Source organism: Deltaproteobacteria bacterium, assembly GCA_005879535.1.
Lineage (GTDB): Bacteria > Myxococcota > Myxococcia > Myxococcales > 40CM-4-68-19 > 40CM-4-68-19.
In genome coordinates this window covers 58,406-77,708 of sequence record VBKI01000060.1, presented here as the reverse complement: position 1 = coordinate 77,708, position 19,303 = coordinate 58,406, and the positions used below count along the sequence as shown (strand labels likewise).

Sequence of the window (19,303 nt, the reverse complement as noted above, 5' to 3'; positions counted from 1 at the left end):
TCGAGGAACGCAGCCTGGACAACGGGCTGCAGATCCGGCTGCTGCCGGACACCTCGTTGCCCGTCTGTACGCTCTACAGTTTCTTTCGGGTGGGCTCGCGCAACGAGCGTCCCGGCATCACCGGCATCTCGCACCTCTTCGAGCACATGATGTTCAACGGGTCGAAGAAGTATGGCCCGAAGGAATTCGACCGCCGCCTGGAAGCGTCGGGGGGCACCTCCAACGCGTACACCTCCAACGACGTGACCGCGTACTACGAGGACTTCGCCTCCGAGGCCCTCCCGCTGGTGCTCGATCTGGAGTCGGATCGGATGGCGTCGCTCTTGATCGACGACGCTTCGCTCGCGCGCGAGCGCGACGTGGTGAAGGAGGAGCGCCGCTTCCGCACCGACAACGACATCGACGGAATGCTCGACGAGGCGCTGGGCGCGCTCGCCTTCCTCGCCCATCCATATCGCTGGCCGGTGATCGGCTGGATGAGCGACATCGAGGCGATCGCGCGGCCGGACTGCGAGCGCTACTTCCGCACCTACTACGCCCCGAACAACTGCACGCTGGTGCTGGTCGGCGACTTCGAGCCCGGGGCCGCGCTGCGGGAGATCGAACGGCTGTACGGACAGGTCCCGGCCGGCGACGGGTTGCCGCCAGTGCCGACGGGAGAGCCGCCGCAGAAGGGCGAGCGCCGCGCCGTCATCCGCTATCCCTCGCAGGCGCCAGCCCTGCTCGCCGGCTTTCGCGGACCGGGCGGCAGAGACCCCGATTCCCTGGTCCTCGATCTGATCGAGGCCGCCCTCAGCGCCGGAGAGGGCGCGCGCCTGAAGCGGGCGCTGGTCTACCAGCAGGAGCTCTGCGTCGACGCGCACGTCTCTTTCGCCTGGCGCATGGATCCCGGCCTCTTCGAGATCTCGCTCAAGCTCAACCCCGGCGTGGACCCGGTCCGGGCGGAAGGAGCGCTCTGGGCCGAGCTGATGCGCGTCTGCGACGAGCAGATGCCCGCGAACGAGCTGGACCGGGCGAAGAACCTGGTCCGCTCGCAGCTCCTCCGGGCGTTCGCCACCACCAACGGCCGCGCGCACACGATCGGCCAGATGGAGGTCATGCTCGGGAGCTGGCGCGCGATGCTCGACCTGCCCGACCGCTACGCGTCGATCACTGCCGCTGACGTCCAGCGGGTCGCGCGCAAGACCTTCCCGCCGCACCGTCGCAACGTCGTCACCTTGATCCCGGGCGAGGTGGAGGCGTGATCGCGCACGACGTCGCCCTCCCGCCGCTGCAGATCGAGAAGCTCCCTTCCGGCCTCACTCTGCTCGCCGTGCAGAAGCGCGGACTACCCCTGTTCCATGTGCGCCTCTCATTGCCGGCCGGCGCGTGCGAGGATCCGCGCGGCAAGGCCGGGCTGGCGCAGTTCACCGTGGACCTGTTGCGGCGCGGAACGAAACGGCGCCCCGCCCAGGACGTCGACGAAATGATCGAGTCGATGGGCGCGCAGCTCTTCAGCGACGTCTCGATGGAAGAAGCAGCGTTGGCATTGACCGTCCCGGCCGAGCTCGCCGAGCGCGCCCTCGATGCGCTCCTCGAGGTTGCGCTCGAACCGGCCTTCGAGGAAGCCGAGGTCGCCGCCGGGCGGCGACGCACCATCGCCGCGCTGCAGAGCGAGCTCGACGAACCGAGCACCGTCGCGGGACGGGCGCTGGTCTCACTCGGATACGGGCCGGGACATCCCTATTCGCATCCAGCACCGGGATTCCGCCGCGACGTGGAGACCTTCCAGCGCGAGGACGCGCTCAGCTTCCACGCCACCCGCTACCAGCAACAGGGCGCTCTGCTCGCGGCCGTTGGACAGTCCGCGCCAGGTGAGCTGATCGATCTGCTCAAGCGCAAGCTTCAGCAATGGGAACCGTCGTGGCCCGGCCGCAGCCAGCGGGGAGCGCTGCAGTTCGCCGCCCTTGCGCCCTCGCAGACGAACCGCGCCGTCGTGATCCACAAGCCCGACGCCACCCAGGCGCAGGTCCGCATCGTGGCTCCCGGCCTGCCGCGCTCGACCCCGCGGTACGCAGAGGCGGTCGTCGCGAACACCGCGCTGGGCGGTGGGTTCACTTCGCTGCTGGTCGACGCGATCCGCGTGGATCGCGGCCTCTCCTACTCCGTATCGACGCGGCTGCACATGAACCGGCGGGCGGGCCTGAGCGTCTTCGCCAGCTTCACCAAGAACGAAACGCTCCGCGAGCTCGTCGACCTCGCTTTCGAGCGGATGCGCGCGTACGCCGCTGCCGGACCTGAAGAGGAGGCGATCGACAAGGCGCGCCGGTTTCTCGCCGGCCTCTTCCCGCTGGGCCTGGAAAGCCATGAGGCACTGGCCGAGCAGATCGCCGACGCGCTCCTCGACGGTCTCGGCCTCGAGCACCTCAAGACCTACCGCAGTCGGGTGCTGGCGGTGACGTCGGCGCAGGCGCGGGAAATGGCGGCGGAGCTGTCTCCAGCGCGCGACGGGGCGCTCTTGATCGTCGTCGGGGAGGCGGAGGCTTCGCGCCGCGCGCTGGACGGCCTCTGCCCGATCGAAGTGCGCCAGCTCGAGGAATTCGGCTAGCCCGGCGCGTGGTCGCGCCGGCTGTCCCGCAGCGCCGCGGTGGTCCGCGCGCTGCCTCGGGACTAGGTCCCCGCCCTCTACAGCGGCTGGGTGAAGGCGATGCCCACGACGATGTCGGGCGCATTGGAGACCCAGGCCCATTTCAGCACGCTCGCCGCGTTGTGACCGGGCGTGAAGTCCTCGCTCAGCCAGGTGGTGATTCGCCCGCGTCGCAGGCCGAAGCTGATCTGGTTGTGCGGGCGGAAGTCCGCGTACAGGCCGCTGGAGAGGAGCGCGTCCTGATCCGAGTTCCCGTCCGAGCGACCCCATCCCGGCTGCAGGAGCGGCGAGAGCAACCGGTCTTCGATCAGCAGCGTCACGCCGCCCACTTCCAGCTCGAACGACGCTTCGGCGCTGAAGTGCCACCGCTTGGGTTGCAGGGCGGTAGACGCGGACAGGTTGGAGAAGCGGCTGACCGCGACGATCGCGTGCAGCGCCGCGACCGGCGAGAGCGCCCAGGTCGCGACCAGCCCGGCGCCGGCATCGAAACCGCCGGACCCTCCGGCCGACGAAAGCGAGCCGAAGGGGATCTTGAGGTCCACTCGCGCCGCCACGGCGAGCGGAGCGTCGAGCAAGAGGATCTGCGTGCGAGCGGTGAGGTCGCCGGGCGCCAGCGTGGAGGAGCGCACGTCGAAGGCCGTTCCCTGCGCATCGGCATAGAGCAGCCGGACCTGGTTTCGGCGATAGAACGACCGCTGGTAGTTGAAGGCGCCGGTCAGCGAATGCCACGATTCGATCGGCGCGTCGCTCCAGCCGCCCCAGTGCTCCGTCACCTTCCACTCCAAGGCGGTCCACACGGTCGCGAAACCCGGCCACGGGGCTCTCACGCGCAGAGTCAGCGCGTCGGCCTGCTCGTCCATCGTCTGGCTGGCCCACTCGCTGCCGCGCCGGAGGCTCATCGGCTCGTTCCAGGTGTTGGCGACGCTCCAGCGCACGTCGATCTCGGGATGCTCGATCGGCCGCGCGTCCGCCGCGGTGACCTCGAGAAACAGCTCCCGGAGCGGTCCTTGGGTGCGCAAGCCCAGCGGGCCACCGGCGGCGACGAGGGCGGCAACGAGCGCGAACACGCAGCGGGAACTTACTCCGAATGCTGGTAACGTCCATTCCGACGCCCCCAGTCTGTTAGCGTCCGGTCCGTGCGGATCCTCCACCACGACGCCCAGGTCCTCGCCGTCGACAAACCTGCCGGCGTGCTGACCGTTCCCGGCCGCGGCAGCGGCGGGCCGGCATTGTCCGAAGAGGTTCGCGCAATCGCCCCCGATGCCCTGCCCGTGCACCGGCTGGACCGGGACACTTCGGGCGTCGTCCTGTTCGCCGTGACGCGCGAGGCGCATCGGGCGCTGAACGCGGCTTTCGAGAGCAGGCGCGCGGAGAAGACGTACCTGGCGCTCGTCCGCGGCGATCTCGCCAAGCCGCAGCGCATCAACGCTTCGCTGCGAGAGCCGCGAGGGGGTCGGGTCCGGGTCGCCGGGAACAACCAGGGGGGCCGTGCGGCGCAGACGGCGGTCGAGCCGAAGGAACGATTCGGCGGATACACCTTCTGCGCTTGCCGGCCGCGGACCGGCCGCACGCACCAGATCCGCGTCCATCTCGCCCTGATCGGCCATCCGCTGGCGTGCGATCCACGCTACGGAGACGACCGTGGGTTGCGGGTCGGAGACCTCTGGTCGGGGGCGCCCGATCCGGCGACCGTCGTGCTGGCCCGCACACCGTTGCACGCTGCCGCCCTGCGCATCCCGCATCCGCGCGGGCGGGGCTGGCTCTGGGTCGAGTCGCCGCTTCCCGACGACATCGCGCGCTGCCTGGATCTGCTCCGGGCCGCGCGCCGCCTGTCGACCTTCTGAGCCTTCCTACTTCCCGTGCACCAGCGTCTTCACATCGGCCTTGAACGCCACCTGGATCTTGTCCCCGCGCACCTCCTGGACCAGCCCGATGCCGAACGAGGGGTGCTGGATCAGCTCCTCGGCCGCGTACTTCTCCTTCGCCGAGTATTTGCGGGCCCGGGAGAGATCCTTCCCTGCGAGCAACGCCTCCCAGCTCGTCACCGAGGGCTTGGCTTCACGCCGCTCGCGCGCTTCACGCGGTTCCCAGGAGCCCTTGCGCGGCCCGTCGCCGCCGTCTCCCCGGTAGTTGTGCTCGCCCTGGCAGGTGTTGCAGCGCACCCGCGCCGGTCTCGTCCCCACCAAAGCCAGGATGGTGTGTCCGAGATTCATCTTGCAGCGCGTGCACCACGCGTCGATGTCGCCGCCGACCCTCAGGGCTGTCGCCATGGCGCGACGGACCTTAGATCACAACGCGGCGAAGGTGCGCGCCGATTCGCGTGACGATCTCGTAGTTGATGGTTTGCGCCCAGACGGCGAGTTGATCGGCGGACACCTGCTCGTCCCCGTCGCGCCCGAGCAGCGTGGCGGTGACGGGCCCTTCGTCCTGCGTAGCGCGTGTGACGTCGATGACGACGTGGTTCATCATCACGCGTCCGAGCACGGGGCAGCGCTGCCCGTTGACCAGCGCATGCGCACGCGAGGAGAGCAACCGCGGATATCCGTCGTAGTAGCCCATCGGCAGCACCGCGATCCGCGTTGCCACCGGACAGCGGTACGTGCAGCCGTACCCGACGAAGCTTCCAGCCGGAAGCCATTTCGTGAGCTGGCTGCGGCAGCGCCAGGACAGCGCCGGCTTCAGCTCGGGCACGCGGCCCAGCAGGGCGCGGGCCGAGAGCCGCGTCTCGCTCGATGGCCAGAGCCCGTAAAGCGAGATGCCGATCCGGACGACGTCATGCCGCGCCTGAGGCAGGAGCAGGGCGGCGGCGCTGGCGGCGATGTGCCGCTCGAGCGCCGTCGGGATCCGCAGCGCCTCGCGCACCCGCCGCACGCCTTCGTCGAACGCCGCAAGCTGCTGCGCAGCGTAGCTCTGCTCGGTCACATCTTCGGTGTTGGCGAAGTGGGAAAGCACTCCGGCAACCTCGATCGCGTCCGGCGCCCCGGCGAGGAAAGCGAGCGCGGACGAAAGCTCGCCTGCGGCGAACCCCTCGCGACCGAGCCCGGTGTCCACATGGACATGACCCCGCAGGCGAACCCCGGCAGCGCGGAGCGCGGGGACGAATCGCGCCTGTCCCGCATCGGTCAGGGCCAGGCCGATCCGGGCGCGAGCGAGCTCGACCGCCTCGTCCGGGCCGACCGGCCCGAGCACAAGCAGTTCCCGCGGCGGCGCCGCGGTGCGCGCCTCGAACTCGCGGATGGCGAGCGCGTCGCGCGCGTCGATCACGTAGAGCGCATCGCAGGCGGCGTGTGCGAAGGGCAGCACCTCCGCGAACCCGTGCCCGTAGGCGTTGCCCTTGAGCACGCCGCCCAGGCGCACGCCGGCGCCGAGCACTTCGCGGAAGGTGGCCGCGTTGTGCGCCAGAGCCGCGGCATCGATCTCGAGCCACGACGATTCCGCCGGAAAGCGCGACCCCATTCACGACGAGTGTAGTAGTGGTGGCAGCGGATGGCGAAAGAAGTGATCGTGGTCGGCGCCGGTTTCGGCGGCCTGGAGGCGGCGAGGACGCTCGCGGGGCACCCGGCGGCGCAGGTCACCATCGTCGATCAACGAAATCATCACCTCTTCCAGCCGCTGCTGTATCAGGTGGCCACGGCGGGCCTGAACCCGGCGGACATCGCCGTGCCGGTGCGCGCGCAGTTCACCCGGGCCGCGAACGTGAGCGTGCGATTGGGACGCGCCGCCGCCGTCGATCTCGCGCAGCGACAGATCGCGCTGGAAGGCGGGACGAAGCTTCCGTGGGACTTCCTGATCCTCGCCTGCGGAGCCCAGCACAGTTACTTCGGGCATCCGGAATGGGAGGAGTTCGCCCCGGGACTGAAGACGCTCGAGCAAGCCACGGAGATCCGCCGGCGCATCCTCTTCGCCTTCGAGTCGGCGGAGAACGAGCCCGATGCTTCCGCGCAGCGGCAGCTCCTCACGTTCGTGATCGTCGGCGGAGGGCCGACGGGCGTCGAGCTCGCCGGAGCCATCGCCGACATCAGCCGGACGGTGCTGGTGCGCGACTTCCGCCGGATCGATCCGGCCAGCGCGCGCGTTCTCTTGATCGAGGCAGGGCCCCGCATCCTGCCTGCGTTCGCCGAAGAGCTCTCCCGCCGCGCGACGGACGATCTGCGCGCGCTCGGCGTCGAGGTGCGCACGTCTTCGGCGGTGAGCGGCATCGATGCGCATGGGGTGAACGTCGGCAGCGAGCGGATCGAGGCGAAGAGCGTCTTCTGGGCAGCCGGCGTCCAGGCCTCGAGCCTTTCACGGTCGCTCGGCGTCGAGCTGGACCGCGCGGGCAGGGTGAAGGTGAACGCGGATCTTTCCATCCCCGGCCACCCCGATGCTTTCGTCATCGGCGACATGGCTCACCGCGACGAGGAGGGATATGGCCTGGTGCCGGGGTTGGCGCCGGCCGCCATCCAGGAAGGCGGTGCGGCGGCGCGCAACGTCCTCGCCTCGATCGACGGCCGGCCACGGACGCCATTCCGTTACCGCGACAAGGGGATGATGGCCACCATCGGCAAGCACAGGGCCATCGCGCAGACCGGCCGGTTCCGGCTCACCGGCTATCTCGCCTGGCTCGCCTGGCTCTTCATCCACATCCTCTACCTGATCGGCTTCCGCAATCGCCTGGTGGTCTTCTCGCAATGGGTGTGGAGCTACGTGTTTTCCAAGCGTGCGGCGCGATTGATCACCGCCCGCGATTGGCGTCTGCCGTCGTGACCTTCGCGTCGGCGAACGTCGCCCGCACCGCGGCGATCACCGCTTCGCGATCTTCGGCGGAGAATGGGCTTTGCTGGAGCGAGCCGCGGAGCTGATCGTCGGTACGCACCGCCAGCTGCAGCCAGTCCGGTCGCCGCGGCAGCTTGCGCACCAGCTCCTCGCCGCGCCGCAGCTCTTCCGGCGGGTGCGGGAGGAGGAGGACGGCGAACGCCAGATCCCAGCGCGCCGCCTCGTCGAACGCGTCGGAGAACGACGGCATCGCGGTGCCCGGTACGCCGAAGCTGACGGCCGAGAAGATGCGTTGCGGACTGAGGCGCGCCACCTGCTGCCTCGACGAGAATGCCGTCGGCTGCGTCGTAAGCTCGAGCTGCCCGACGCGCGGCGAGCCGTCCGCGCCGTGACAGGCCGCGCAGGCCTGCAGATACAGTTCGTTTCCGCGGCGGAGGTCCGGGGCGCGCTCGGGGATCATCGCCAACTTGAACCGGGCCGCCACGCGCGCCGCCAGCGCTCGCGCAAGCGCCATCACTTCGGGGGGCGCCGCCAGAGCCACGATTCGGCTGCGAAGGCAATCGGCCTGCTCCGCGAGATCCGCAGCTCCCGCCGCGCGGAGGCCCTCTGCCGCGTCGGTTGCGAAGGCGCTCTGCTCGTCCAGCTCCTGGCGCGAGATCACTTCGCCGCGAGGACCGACCGCCGATGCGTAGTCGCCGCCGACATACGAGAGCAGCGAATACGCGCGCGCCGCGTCCGCGGGAGCGACGGCGAGGAGCACGGCGAGCCACATGCGCGCGACGCTGACCATCGTCGTCCGGGCGCGCAACGCGCCAGGTTCAGCTTCGGACAGCCATACACAACTCGCGCCGCGCCGCGTCTCGGGATAGAAACGCGGCGATGGCCGAGCAGACCGCCGTGGCCCCGAAGCCGCGACCGAGCTGGCTGAAGCCGCTGGAGCGCCCGCTGGTGGTGCTCGGCGAGCTGTCTTTGTTCACGGGCCAGTCGGTGATGGCCATCGCGCGCCGGCCGTACCGGGTTGGCCTCCTGATGGTGCAGCTCGAGTTCATGGCTTACGGCTCGATGTTCGTGGTCGGCCTCACCGGTCTCTTCACCGGAATGGTGCTGGCGCTGCAGACGGTCTACGCCTTCGGGCTCTTCAACGCGCAATCGCTGGTCGGCGCCACCGTGGAGATTTCACTCGCGCGCGAGCTGGCGCCGATCTTCACCTGCATCGTCCTGGTGGCGCGCGTCGGATCCGCCGCCGCCACCGAATTGGGGACCATGCGCGTCACCGAGCAGATCGACGCGCTCGAGACCATGGCGGTGGATCCGCTCAACTACCTCGTCGTCCCGCGCATCGTCGCCGCGGCCATCGCCGCGCCGCTGTTGACCTTCGGCGCCTACGGCATCGCGGTCTGGGCAAAGGACCTCTCGCCGGGGACGTTCCTCAACCGCATCCAGACGCTGGTCGAGGTCAAGGACATCACCAACGGCCTGGGCAAGGCCTCGGTGATCGGCTTCGTCGTCACCATGATCGCCTGCTACCGCGGGTACCGTGCCGAGGGCGGGGCGCGCGGCGTCGGCATTGCCACCACGCAGGCGGTGGTCGGCGGCCTCGTGGCCATCTTCGCCATCGACTACGTCTACACGGCGATCTCGCTGAGCGGCCCTCAGCAGCCGGGCGGAGGATTGGGAGGATGAGTCCTCCGCAAGCTCCGGAGCCGGTGATCGACGTTCAGGATTTGTGGAAGAGTTTCGCTGGTTTCGGCGTACTGAAGGGCATCAACCTCAAGATGATGGAGGGCACCACCACCGTGGTGTTGGGCGGGTCGGGGAGCGGCAAGACGGTGCTGATGAAGCACATCATGGGACTCTTCAAGCCGGACCGCGGTCAGGTCATCGTGGACGGCCAGAACGTCTCCACGATGGGCCGGCAGGAGCTGGCCGTCTTCCGCGAGCGGATGGGCATGGTATTCCAGAGCTCCGCCCTCTTCGATTCGATGACGGTGGGCGACAACGTCGCCTTCCCATTGCGCGAGCACAACACGACTGGCATGTCCGAGAAGGAGATCCTGGAAAAGGTGAAGGAAAAGCTCGCGGTCGTCGATCTGCACGAGGTCGAACAGAAGTTCCCCGCCGAGCTGTCCGGGGGCATGCGCAAGCGCGTCGGACTTGCGCGTGCCATCATTCGCGATCCCAAGATCGTGCTTTATGACGAACCGACCACCGGGTTGGATCCGATCACGACCGAGAGCGTCGACGAGATGATCATCCATGCGCGCGAGCGGCTCTCCGTCACCAGCGTGGTCATTTCCCATGACATCGGGTCTGCCTTTCATATCGGCGATCACATCGCGGTGATCAACGAGGGCCGCATCGTGGCGGAAGGAACACCGGCGGAAGTGCGCAAGACCAAAGAGCCGTTTACACAGCACTTTCTCGCGACGTGGTTTGGAAGGACGTAGGATCGGAGGGACGTGCAATCGTTCTGGACTCCGCTGCGCGTCGGACTCGTGGTCGCCCTCGCGGTGGCCGCGTTCGGGTTCGGTTTGTACCTGATCGGCGCGGAGAAGTTCGGTGCGAACCGTACCTACAATGTCTACGCCGTGTTCGACGACGCCACCGGCCTCGGCGTCCGCTCGCGCGTCCAGATCGCGGGCATCCCCATCGGCCAGGTCGACCGCGTCGAGCTGGACCAGCAGCTTTCCAAGGCGAAGGTCTGGCTCCGCGTACGGCGCCAGTTCGTCCTCCACCGCAACGCCACCATCACCAAGCGCAGCGAATCCATCCTCGGCGACTTCCTCCTCGACGTCGGCCCGGGCACGCCGGACCAGCCCCAGCTGCAGGACGGCGACGAGATCCGCATCGTCATCCGCCAGCCCTCGATGAACGACGTATTCCAGTCGCTGAACAAGATCGCCGGTGACATCTCCGACATCACCGGCAACCTGCGGAAGGTCCTGGGCGGCACCGAAGGCGAGGACAACATGCGCACGCTGGTGTCGCGGCTGTTGCGCATCAGCGAAGGGATCGAGCGCATCATCAACCAGAGCGGCGCGAAGCTCGACGCGACCCTGGCCAACTTCCAGCGCTTCTCCGGCGATCTGGCGGAGCTCTCCTCGAGCGAAAGCGGCGACATCGTGGCCATCCTGCAGAACACCCGGGACGCGACGCGGGAGGCGCGGGACATCCTGAAGACCATCGGCCAGGTCGTGGGCTCGAACCAGCAGCAGGGCGATTTCAAGGAAAGCGTGAAGAGCCTGAAGTCGAACCTCGCCAAGCTTGACGCCTCGCTCACCAACTTCCAGGAGATCACCGACAAGATCAACAAGGGGCAGGGCACCGTCGGCCATCTCATCAACGACGACAAGCTCGCGAAGAACCTCGACCGCGCATCCTCCTCGCTCACCAATCTCCTGGGGGGCGCGGAGAGGCTGAAGATCGAGGTGAACTGGCGCAGCGAGCTGTTCATCGGCGCGCCCGGCGGCGGCACCATCGACAACCCGACCAACCTGGCCGGAATCACCGCGAACACGGCCTACAATCCGTGGACCAAGAACTACTTCGGTCTCCGGATCATCCCCAGGCCCGACAAGTGGTACGGGCTCGAGATCGTCGACGATCCACGCGGACTCACCCGGCGGGTGGAGACCACGAACACCGCCAATTGCGGCACGCTGGTGTGCTATCCGAACTACCCCGACAGGGTGATCACCACCACCACCGAACGGCAGCTCAAGTTCAGCGCCTACATGGCGAAGCGCTATGGGCCGTTCAGCGGACGGTTCGGCATTCTCGAGAACACGGGCGGGATCGGCCTCAAACTGCACTTGCTGAACGACGCGCTCACCTTGTCGGCCGACGCGTTCGAGTTCGCCAACCCTCTCAAGGACCATCCACGGGTGAAGGTGTACTTGGATTACCGGTTCCTCGATCACCTCCTGATCACCGCCGGCGCCGACGATCTGGTCAATCCTCCGCGGGTCGAGACGCCGGATGTGACCCGGATCGTGTCCGGCCGTGACTTCTTCCTCGGAGCCGGGCTCTATTTCACCGACGAGGACATCAGCAAGCTGGTCGGACTCGCCACCTCGCGCTTCTGACATCGCGCCAGCGCGATGATGCGTTGAACTTCGCGGACGAGCGTGTTAGGTGCCACGCGCGATGGCGACCGAGCGGACGCTTTCCATCCTCAAGCCCGATGCGCTGCAGAGCGGCGTGCTCGGGAAGATCCTGACCAAGCTGGAAGAGGCGGGCCTCAAGCCCGTGGCGATGAAGATGCTCCACCTCACGCAGCAGGAGGCGGAGGGATTTTACGCCGTGCACCGGGAACGGCCGTTCTTCCGCAGCCTCGTGCAGTACATGACCTCAGGGCCGGTGATCGTCCAGGTGCTCGAAGGCGAGGACGCGGTGGCACGCAACCGTGAAGTGATGGGCGCGACCAACCCCGCGAACGCGGCGCCGGGCACCATCCGCAAGCTCTTCGCGAAGAGCATCGAGGCCAACAGCGTGCACGGCTCGGACTCGGCGGAGAACGCGACGACGGAAATCGCCTACTTCTTCGCACAGACCGAGCTCGTTCGGTACGACTGGAAGAAGTAGTTCCCTTCGTCCGCTCCGGTTCTGCCGGTACAGTGGTCGGGAATGCGGATCGGAGCGATCGCCGCGCTGCTCTGCACCGCCGCATCGGCGGAACCCCGCGTCGTGCGCTGGTCCCACGCGGAAGCGAGCAAGGCAATCTACTTTGGTAATTGCCCGGTCAAGCTGGTGTTTACCGGCACCATCCTCGCCGCGCGCGCGGGCAATATCACCTTCGCGTGGAAGCACAGCGACGGATCCGTCGGCCCCGCGCGGACCATTCACGCAGCGCGTCGCGGGCAGGCCTGGCGCGTGCACGAACAGTGGGAGCTTTCCGCCACTACGCGCGGGTGGGCGCAGCTCTGGATCCAATCCGAGCGCCACGGCTCGGTGGGGCGCCGGTTAGACTCGCCCGGCTTTGGTCCCATCCTGGCAGTGGTTCGCATTCGTCGTCGGCCTGTTGGGCGCGGCCTTCTTCTCCAGCGCGGAAACGGCTCTCACCGCGTTGGGCGAAGCGCGTGTCCGTTCGCTCATCGACAGTGGGCGACGTAGCGCCGCCTTCCTCAAGCTCTGGCAGAACCATCCGGATCGGATCCTCTCCGCCTTGCTGCTCGGCAATACGCTCGTCAACGTCGGCCTCGGCTCGCTGACCGCTTTGATTGCGGACGAGGCCGGCTACAGCCACGCGATCGCGGTGCTCACCGGGCTCACCACGGTCATCCTCCTGCTGTTCGGCGAGATCACGCCGAAGACCTTCGCCAAGCGTCATGCCAGCGGATACGCGATCTTCATCATGCCGCTGGTCGCGCTCGTGTACTGGGTCCTTTATCCGCTGGCGTGGCTGTTCGTGCAGATCCCGCGCGCGCTCAGCCGCGCCATCGGCAGCAGCCCGCCCTCCGGCGAATCCGTCACTTCGCAGGAGCTGGAGTACCTGATCGAGATGGGCGCCCGGCAGGGATCGATCGACAAGGTGCGCGAGGAGCTGCTCTCCAGCGTGCTCGCCTTCACCGAAGTCCTAGTGAAGGAGATCATGATCCCGCGGACGCAGGTCGTCGCCCTGGAAGAGACCGCCACCTACGAGGAGGCGCTGAAGCTGGTGACGGAGAGCGAGCTGTCGCGCATCCCCGTCTACCGGGGCAGCCTCGACGAGATGGTCGGCGTCCTCCATGCCAAGACGCTGCTCGCCGACGTGAAGAAGGGAATCCAACCGGAGGAATTCCAGCTCACGAAGTACGTGCGCAAGCCGTTCTTCGTGCCCGAGGTGATGAAGGTCTCGCGCTTGTTGACCGAGATGCAGCGGCGCAAGACGCATCTCGCCATCGTGGTCGACGAATTCGGCGGCACCAGCGGCATCGTCACCCTCGAGGACGTGGTCGAGGAGATCGTCGGCGAGATCCACGACGAGAGCGACGTGGAGGAGAAGCGCATCAAGATCCTCTCCGACGGCGTGGTGCTCGCCGACGCGCAGGTCTCCATCCGCGACCTGGAGGAGCACCTCGGCGTCGACTTCCCCGAGGGCGGCGACTACGAGACGCTGGGCGGATTCCTCACCTCCACCGCCGGACGAGTGCCGCCCACGGGCTCGCTCGTGGTCTGGGGCGGGCTCACGTTCACCGTCAAGGCGGCGGATGACCGGCGGGTGCAGAAGGTGGAGATCGCCCGCAAGCCCGCCGCCGGCTCCGCCGTGACCGGGCCCCAGCATTCCGGGCCGGAAAAGCAGCCGGGACCCTTGCAGCTGCCGGTCCCGCCGGACAAAGTCCACTGAGACATGCTTCCCCTGCTGGACGACGCAGCGCGGCCCGACCTGCGCTCGCTGGGCTTTTCCGAGCTTTCCGCGCTGGTCTCGCGCCTGGGGGAGCAGCCGTACCGGGCGCGCCAGCTCTACTCCTGGTTGCACCGCAAGGGCGCGGCGTCGCTGGACGCCATGACGGATCTGCCGCGCGCATTTCGTGAGCGGCTCGCCGCGGAAACGCGGCTGACGACGCTTGCCGTCGACGCCGTCCAGCAGTCGAGCGACGGAACGCGCAAGTACCGGATGCGCACCTGGGACGGCAAGTTCATCGAGAGCGTCTACATGCCGGACGAGTCGGGACCGCAGAGCTTCGATCCGGAGGCGGACGAGCAGGAGCCCGACATCCGCGTGCGGCGAACGCTCTGCGTCTCCACGCAGGTCGGATGCGCGATGGGCTGCGGCTTCTGCATGACCGCGACGATGGGACTCGTGCGCAACCTGACCGCTGGGGAAATCTGCGACCAGGTCTATCGCGTCAACGACGACCTGCGACGCCTCGGCGTACCGGGAGAGCGGCCGCTGACGAACCTCGTCTACATGGGAATGGGGGAGCCGCTGCACAACTACGACAACGTGATGCGGTCGCTCGAGCTGCTCCTCAGCGAAGAGGGGGCGAACTTCAGCCACCGCCACATCACGGTCTCGACCAGCGGCCTGGTGCCGAACATCGTGCGCTTCGGCGAGGACACGCAGGTCAAGCTCGCGGTCTCCCTCAACGCGACCACCGACGACCAGCGCGCCCGGCTGATGCCGGTCGACAAGAAGTGGGACATCGCCGCGCTGATGGACGCCGTCCGGAAGTTTCCCTCCCGCCAGGGTCGCCGGGTGACGTTCGAGTACGTGCTGCTGCGCGACGTGAACGACTCCGACGAGGATGCGGCCCGGTTGGCGGCGCTGCTCCGGAATCTGCCGGTGAAGGTGAACCTGATCCCGTACAACGAAAATCCGGGACTCGGTTTCGGCGATCCGGGCGCCGAGCGCGTCGTCGCCTTCCGCAAGGCGCTGGACGCGCGCGGGGTCACCGCCATGGTGCGCAAGAACCGCGGCCGCGACATCGCCGCCGCCTGCGGCCAGCTCGCGGTGCAGGGGCAGCGCGAGGCGCGAGGGGGCCTGGCATGACAGGACGCGTCGGACAGGTTCTCGAGATCGCGTTTCCGCCGTTCACGCCGCGCATCACGTTCCTCTCCGATCGCGAGCTGACCGTGCAGATCGTTTCCGGCCACAACGCCGGTTTCACGGATACCGTCGAGTACGAAGCCGTCGAGGTTCGCGATGGGCTGGTGATGCTGACGTGGCAGGAGCACATCGGTAGCACGATCGTGCATGTCCTCGATCTCACCGCGCGCATCGCGTTCACGGCCGTCACGCCGGCAAAGGGCGCCTTCATGCGCCTGAAAGGGCCAATCAGCGTCATTTCGGGCGGGCTATGAGTATTCCCCCGTGGCCATTTATTGCCCTTTTCAAGATCGGACACTGTCGTCGCCGCGCCGAGCTTCGCGACGCTGCCGGCACAGGCGAGGCGGGGAATTGACCTCGGCATCCCGCCGTGCGAAACCCGCGCGCCGTGCTCGGGATCATCGGCGGTTCGGGCCTTTATGACCTTCCCGGCCTCACCGGCGTACGCCGCGAGAAGGTGCGGACTCCGTTCGGCGACGCGAGCGACGAGATCGTCGTCGGCCGGCTCGGCGAAGAGGAGGTGGCGTTCGTCGCGCGCCACGGCGCCGGGCACCGCCTGACGCCCAGCGAGGTGCCGTATCGGGCGAACCTGCACGCCCTGAAACAGCTCGGCGCCATGCGCGTGGTCAGCGTCTCGGCAGTGGGATCGATGAAGGAGGCCATCGCGCCCGGGCATCTGGTGCTGCCGAAGCAATACATCGACCGGACCGTGGGGCGGCCGAGGACGTTCTTCGGCGACGGGATCGTCGCGCACGTCGCGTTCGCCGATCCGGTGTGCCCGCAGCTCCACGAGCACCTGAACGGCGCCTGCTTCGCGGCCGGCGCGACGGCCCATCCGGACGGAACCTATCTGTGCATCGAGGGGCCGCAGTTCTCCACCCGTGCGGAGAGCCAGCTCTACCGGAGCTGGGGCATCGACGTGATCGGAATGACCGCGATGCCCGAGGCCAGGCTCGCCCGCGAGGCGGAGCTCTGCTACGCCACCGTCGCGCTCGCCACCGACTATGATTGCTGGCATCCCGCGCACGACGCCGTCACCGTCACGCAGGTGATCGAGACCATGCACAAGAACGTCGCCACGGCGCGCGAAGTGATCCGCAACGCCGTCCTGGGCCTCGGCCGCATCCGCGAGCGCACCTGCTCCTGCGGGCACGCGCTGGACAGCGCAGTGCTCACGGCGCCCGCCCGCATTTCCTCTTCGGCGCGGGAACGGCTGGCGCTGCTCCTCGGAGACAGGTTCAAGGCATGAGCCTCCTGGTGGTGGGCAGCGTCGCGCTCGACTCCGTGGAGACGCCGTTCGGCAGGCGCGACGACGTGCTGGGAGGAAGCGGTACCTATTTCGCGGCCGCCGCCAGCCTGCTGACGAAGGTGTCCGTCGTCGGGGTGATCGGCGAGGACTTTCCCCTCGGGGATCTGGAGTTCCTCCGCCGCCGCGGCGTCGATCTGGACGGGCTCGAGAAGGTCCCCGGGAAGACCTTCCGTTGGCGCGGACGGTACGGGTTCGATCTGAACATTGCCGAGACGCTGGAGACGCAGCTCAACGTCTTCGAGCACTTCTCGCCCCGTCTCGGCGCGCAGGCGCGCCGGGCGGAGAGGATCTTTCTGGGAAACATCGATCCCGAGCTGCAGATCCGGGTGCTGGACCAGGCCGAACGCCCGCGTCTCGTCTGCGCCGACACCATGAACTACTGGATCAACTCGCGGCGGGCGGAGCTGCTGAAGCTCCTGCCGCGCGTGGATGTCCTGATGGTGAACGACAGCGAGGTCCGCCAGCTCGCCGGCGAGAGCAACGTGATGAAGGCCGCGCACGCAGCGCAGCGGATGGGAGCGAAGTCGGTGGTGATCAAGCGCGGCGAGTACGGCGCGCTGCTCGTTACCGCGGAGCACCGGTTCTTCGCGCCCGCCTTCCCCCTGACGGACGTGGTCGATCCGACCGGCGCCGGCGACTCGAATCGGGGGAGCCCCCGGCGCTGCGGCAGGCCGCGGTGATGGGCTCGACCATCGCCTCGTTCACCGTCGAGCGCTTCAGCCTCGACCGCTTGCGGGACCTCGACCTTGCGGAAGTGCGCCTCCGCTACGACGCCTTCCGCCATCTCGTGCACTTCGACGCGCTGCCCGATCAGGTCGGCTGACCCTGCCTCCTGCGGCGATTCACGATCCAGAGCCCCGCCGGCAGCGCGGTGAAGTCGGCGATCAGCGCGAGAATGAACGCGGCGCTGGTGACGAGCCCGAATTGCCGTAGCGGGGGAAAGCTGGAGACGGAGAGCGCCAAAAAGCCGGCGGCGTTGATCAGGGTCGCGAAGACGATGGCGTGGCCGGAAACGCGCAAGGCGTGCGCGAGAGCATCGCCGAGCGGATGGCCGTCGCGCTCGTGCAGGTGGTGGAAGAAGTGGATCTGGTCGTTCTCCGTCGTCCCGAGGACGGTGGTGGCGATGAGGATCGTCGCGACGTTCAGGGAGGCGCCAAAGAGGCGCATTCCCAAAAACGTCGCCAGGATGGCGAAGAGGGAGGGAATCATCGCCAGGACTCTCGCGGTGGCGCTGCGGAAGACGAAGAGGAAGACCACGAAGATCAGCGCGGCCGTGATGGCGAAGCTCTGCGCCAGGGTGGGAACGAGGCTCGCGCCCACTTTCACCTCGAGGAGCGACTCGCCCACCACGCGCATTCGCGCTCCAGCCGGCGCCTTGGCTCCGAGCCCGTCCCAGGCGCGCGCGATGTTCCGCGAGAGCGCCGCGTAGCCTTCGACGTCGCCCTGCCAGAAAAGGACGGTGACGTTCAAGTCGCGGAAACCGTTCACGTCGACGTAGCCCCGCAGGCCCGGTTCCGCCAGCAGCATCTGTTCCAGATCAGCTGCCGCCCGCGCGAACTGAGCGGGGTCTTCGGGCAGCCGCTCTCCGCCGCCGGCGAAGTAGCGACGCAAGCGGAGAAAGGTGGTGGGGCCAAGCACCGCGATCACGGAAGGAACGGCCTCGATCGCAGACTGGAGGCGATCGACGGCGTGCAGGACCTCCGGATCGGTGCCGGCCGGGCGAGGCAAGTGGATCCAGACGTGCGCGACGTTCAGATCCGCGACGTTCGTGCGGAACCAGACCAGGTCGCTGCGGAGCGGAAGCGACGGATCGATGTAAGTGAGCGAATCGACCGCGACCGGCATCGGCCGGAGCCGTCCCGGGATACCGAAGAGCGCGACGGCGCCGGCGGCGCAGAGCAGCAGCGCCGTGGTCACGAGCGCGCGGCGATGGCGAAAGGTGAACGCCGGCAACGCAGCCGCCAGGCGCCCGTAGACCCTGCCTCCCGCGACGCGGGTCGTGCCGGTGGGTGTGCGCAGCGCGAGCTGCAAGGCGGGAAAGAGCGTGAATGCCACCAGCCAGGAGATGGCGAGGCCGAGCGCGGTCCAGATCCCCAGCTCCCTGATCGGCCGCACCCTGGACACCGATAGCGCCGCGAAGCCCAGCACCGCGGCGACCGTCGATGCGGTCACCGGCAGAACCTTGTTTCGAAGGGCCGCGAGCTGATGCACGGCGACCGGCGTGCCGGGCGGGCGATCGACGAATCGGGATTGGAGGTAGACGAGCGTCGCGAGCGTCGTGACGAGGACGGTGAGCGGCACCAGCACCGAGACGATGGTGAAGGTGAAGCCGAGAAGCCCTCCCGCCGCGACGGCCAGCGCGACCGCGGATCCGAGCGCGAGCACGAACGCGAGGAGGGTGCGCACCGACCGATAGAGCAGGAGCGCCGTTCCGACCACCAGGGCGCCGAAGAAAGGGAAGTAGCGGACGGATGCGGCGCCGGATTCGCGCTCGATCCAGGACTGGACGTAAGGGGCGCCGACCCTGCGGACCGCACCGGCGCCCGCACGCGCAAGGGCGGCGTCGACGGAGGAAAGCGCGCCGTCGCGCTCCGCCGCGCCGTGCACGTCCAGGTCCACCACTACGGAGAGGAACCGATCTCCGAGAAGGCCCTGCCTGCGAAAGAATTCCGTCCCTGTGGCCAGCCGCCGCAGCTCCGCCAGAGGCGCGCCGGGCCGCGCCCGGCGGACAGCATCGAGGACGGAGAAGGCACCGAGGTGGGGCACTGCGCGAAGCTCGCGGACGGCCGAATCCACGCGCGAAACGTTCGCCGGCGCCCACGGATCGTCGGACTCGAACAGCAGGACCACCGAGGGCGAATCGGGAAAGATGCGCTGGAACTCGCGCGTCGCGGCGTAGTCCGGATCGCTGGGCTCGATCAGGCGCTCGAGCCCGCCTTCCGACGGGATGCGCGCGGCGCGGACGGCGGCCAGCGGGACCAGCAGGGCATAGACGAGAAGGATGGGCGCGCGCAGGGAAACGATGCGAGCCAGGATCCGGGCGGGAAGGTCGTTCACCGCTTCCAACCTATCCCGTTTTTCGCGT

General features: G+C 68.2%; 17 protein-coding genes and 1 pseudogene. 13 read left to right on the top strand and 5 right to left on the bottom strand.

Features of this window, described 5'->3' with window-relative positions; all coding sequences use genetic code 11:
- Window positions 1–14 precede the first annotated feature (14 nt).
- Both E6J58_10410 and E6J58_10405 read left to right on the top strand, forming a co-directional pair.
- On the top strand, window positions 15–1,244 hold the full coding sequence (locus tag E6J58_10410; protein TMB37967.1) for an insulinase family protein: 1,230 nt from the start codon (window positions 15–17) through the stop codon (window positions 1,242–1,244).
- Window positions 1,241–2,587, top strand: coding sequence for an insulinase family protein (locus tag E6J58_10405; GenBank protein TMB37953.1), 1,347 nt, complete (start codon window positions 1,241–1,243; stop codon window positions 2,585–2,587). The genes E6J58_10410 and E6J58_10405 overlap by 4 nt, the downstream gene beginning before the upstream one ends.
- Before the next feature lie 77 nt (window positions 2,588–2,664).
- Here the strand turns inward: E6J58_10405 and E6J58_10400 are convergent, their stop codons facing one another.
- Window positions 2,665–3,903, bottom strand: a complete 1,239-nt coding sequence (locus E6J58_10400; GenBank protein TMB37952.1) for a DUF3187 family protein — start codon at window positions 3,901–3,903, stop codon at window positions 2,665–2,667.
- Here E6J58_10400 and E6J58_10395 point away from each other — a divergent pair.
- Window positions 3,763–4,470 (top strand): RluA family pseudouridine synthase, encoded by a 708-nt coding sequence (locus E6J58_10395; GenBank protein ID TMB37951.1) that lies wholly within the window; start codon window positions 3,763–3,765, stop codon window positions 4,468–4,470. The two genes, E6J58_10400 and E6J58_10395, sit on opposite strands and share 141 nt — an antisense overlap.
- Before the next feature lie 6 nt (window positions 4,471–4,476).
- Here E6J58_10395 and E6J58_10390 read toward each other — a convergent pair whose 3' ends face one another.
- Both E6J58_10390 and alr read right to left on the bottom strand, forming a co-directional pair.
- Window positions 4,477–4,896, bottom strand: coding sequence for a hypothetical protein (locus E6J58_10390; GenBank protein ID TMB37950.1), 420 nt, complete (start codon window positions 4,894–4,896; stop codon window positions 4,477–4,479).
- A gap of 13 nt (window positions 4,897–4,909) precedes the next feature.
- A complete protein-coding gene (alr, locus tag E6J58_10385; protein ID TMB37949.1) occupies window positions 4,910–6,082 on the bottom strand; it encodes an alanine racemase in 1,173 nt (390 codons plus the stop codon).
- A gap of 30 nt (window positions 6,083–6,112) precedes the next feature.
- On the opposite strand from alr, the gene E6J58_10380 reads away from it, so the two are divergent.
- A complete protein-coding gene (locus tag E6J58_10380; GenBank protein TMB37948.1) occupies window positions 6,113–7,372 on the top strand; it encodes an NAD(P)/FAD-dependent oxidoreductase in 1,260 nt (419 codons plus the stop codon).
- Here the strand turns inward: E6J58_10380 and E6J58_10375 are convergent.
- Window positions 7,341–8,189, bottom strand: coding sequence for a cytochrome c (locus E6J58_10375; protein ID TMB37947.1), 849 nt, complete (start codon window positions 8,187–8,189; stop codon window positions 7,341–7,343). The two genes, E6J58_10380 and E6J58_10375, sit on opposite strands and share 32 nt — an antisense overlap.
- A 71-nt stretch (window positions 8,190–8,260) precedes the next feature.
- Here E6J58_10375 and E6J58_10370 point away from each other — a divergent pair, with 71 nt between their 5' ends.
- The 9 genes and pseudogenes from E6J58_10370 to E6J58_10330 all read left to right on the top strand — a co-directional run bounded on the left by E6J58_10370 (window position 8,261) and on the right by E6J58_10330 (window position 17,041).
- Window positions 8,261–9,064, top strand: coding sequence for an ABC transporter permease (locus E6J58_10370; GenBank protein ID TMB37946.1), 804 nt, complete (start codon window positions 8,261–8,263; stop codon window positions 9,062–9,064).
- Between the two features lie 23 nt (window positions 9,065–9,087).
- Complete coding sequence (locus E6J58_10365) at window positions 9,088–9,828, top strand: ABC transporter ATP-binding protein (GenBank protein ID TMB37965.1); 741 nt, start codon at window positions 9,088–9,090, stop codon at window positions 9,826–9,828.
- Window positions 9,829–9,840: 12 nt separating this feature from the next.
- The gene (locus E6J58_10360) at window positions 9,841–11,466 is read left to right on the top strand and encodes an MCE family protein (protein ID TMB37945.1); all 1,626 of its coding nucleotides are present in this window, start codon (window positions 9,841–9,843) and stop codon (window positions 11,464–11,466) included.
- 61 nt (window positions 11,467–11,527) lie between these two features.
- Window positions 11,528–11,965 carry a nucleoside-diphosphate kinase gene (locus E6J58_10355; GenBank protein ID TMB37944.1) on the top strand — a complete coding sequence of 146 codons (438 nt, stop codon included), beginning with the start codon at window positions 11,528–11,530 and terminating at the stop codon, window positions 11,963–11,965.
- Between the two features lie 394 nt (window positions 11,966–12,359).
- A complete protein-coding gene (locus E6J58_10350; GenBank protein ID TMB37943.1) occupies window positions 12,360–13,706 on the top strand; it encodes an HlyC/CorC family transporter in 1,347 nt (448 codons plus the stop codon).
- Between the two features lie 3 nt (window positions 13,707–13,709).
- On the top strand, window positions 13,710–14,852 hold the full coding sequence (gene rlmN, locus E6J58_10345; GenBank protein TMB37942.1) for a 23S rRNA (adenine(2503)-C(2))-methyltransferase RlmN: 1,143 nt from the start codon (window positions 13,710–13,712) through the stop codon (window positions 14,850–14,852).
- Window positions 14,849–15,163, top strand: coding sequence for a hypothetical protein (locus E6J58_10340; protein ID TMB37941.1), 315 nt, complete (start codon window positions 14,849–14,851; stop codon window positions 15,161–15,163). Before rlmN ends, E6J58_10340 begins: the two co-directional genes overlap by 4 nt.
- A 116-nt stretch (window positions 15,164–15,279) precedes the next feature.
- The gene (gene mtnP, locus E6J58_10335) at window positions 15,280–16,158 is read left to right on the top strand and encodes an S-methyl-5'-thioadenosine phosphorylase (protein TMB37940.1); all 879 of its coding nucleotides are present in this window, start codon (window positions 15,280–15,282) and stop codon (window positions 16,156–16,158) included.
- Window positions 16,155–17,041, top strand: a pseudogene (locus E6J58_10330) (sugar kinase). Before mtnP ends, E6J58_10330 begins: the two are co-directional and overlap by 4 nt.
- Here the strand turns inward: E6J58_10330 and E6J58_10325 are convergent.
- Window positions 17,029–19,275 (bottom strand): hypothetical protein, encoded by a 2,247-nt coding sequence (locus E6J58_10325; GenBank protein ID TMB37939.1) that lies wholly within the window; start codon window positions 19,273–19,275, stop codon window positions 17,029–17,031. The pseudogene E6J58_10330 and the gene E6J58_10325 sit on opposite strands and share 13 nt — an antisense overlap.
- Window positions 19,276–19,303: the final 28 nt, after the last annotated feature.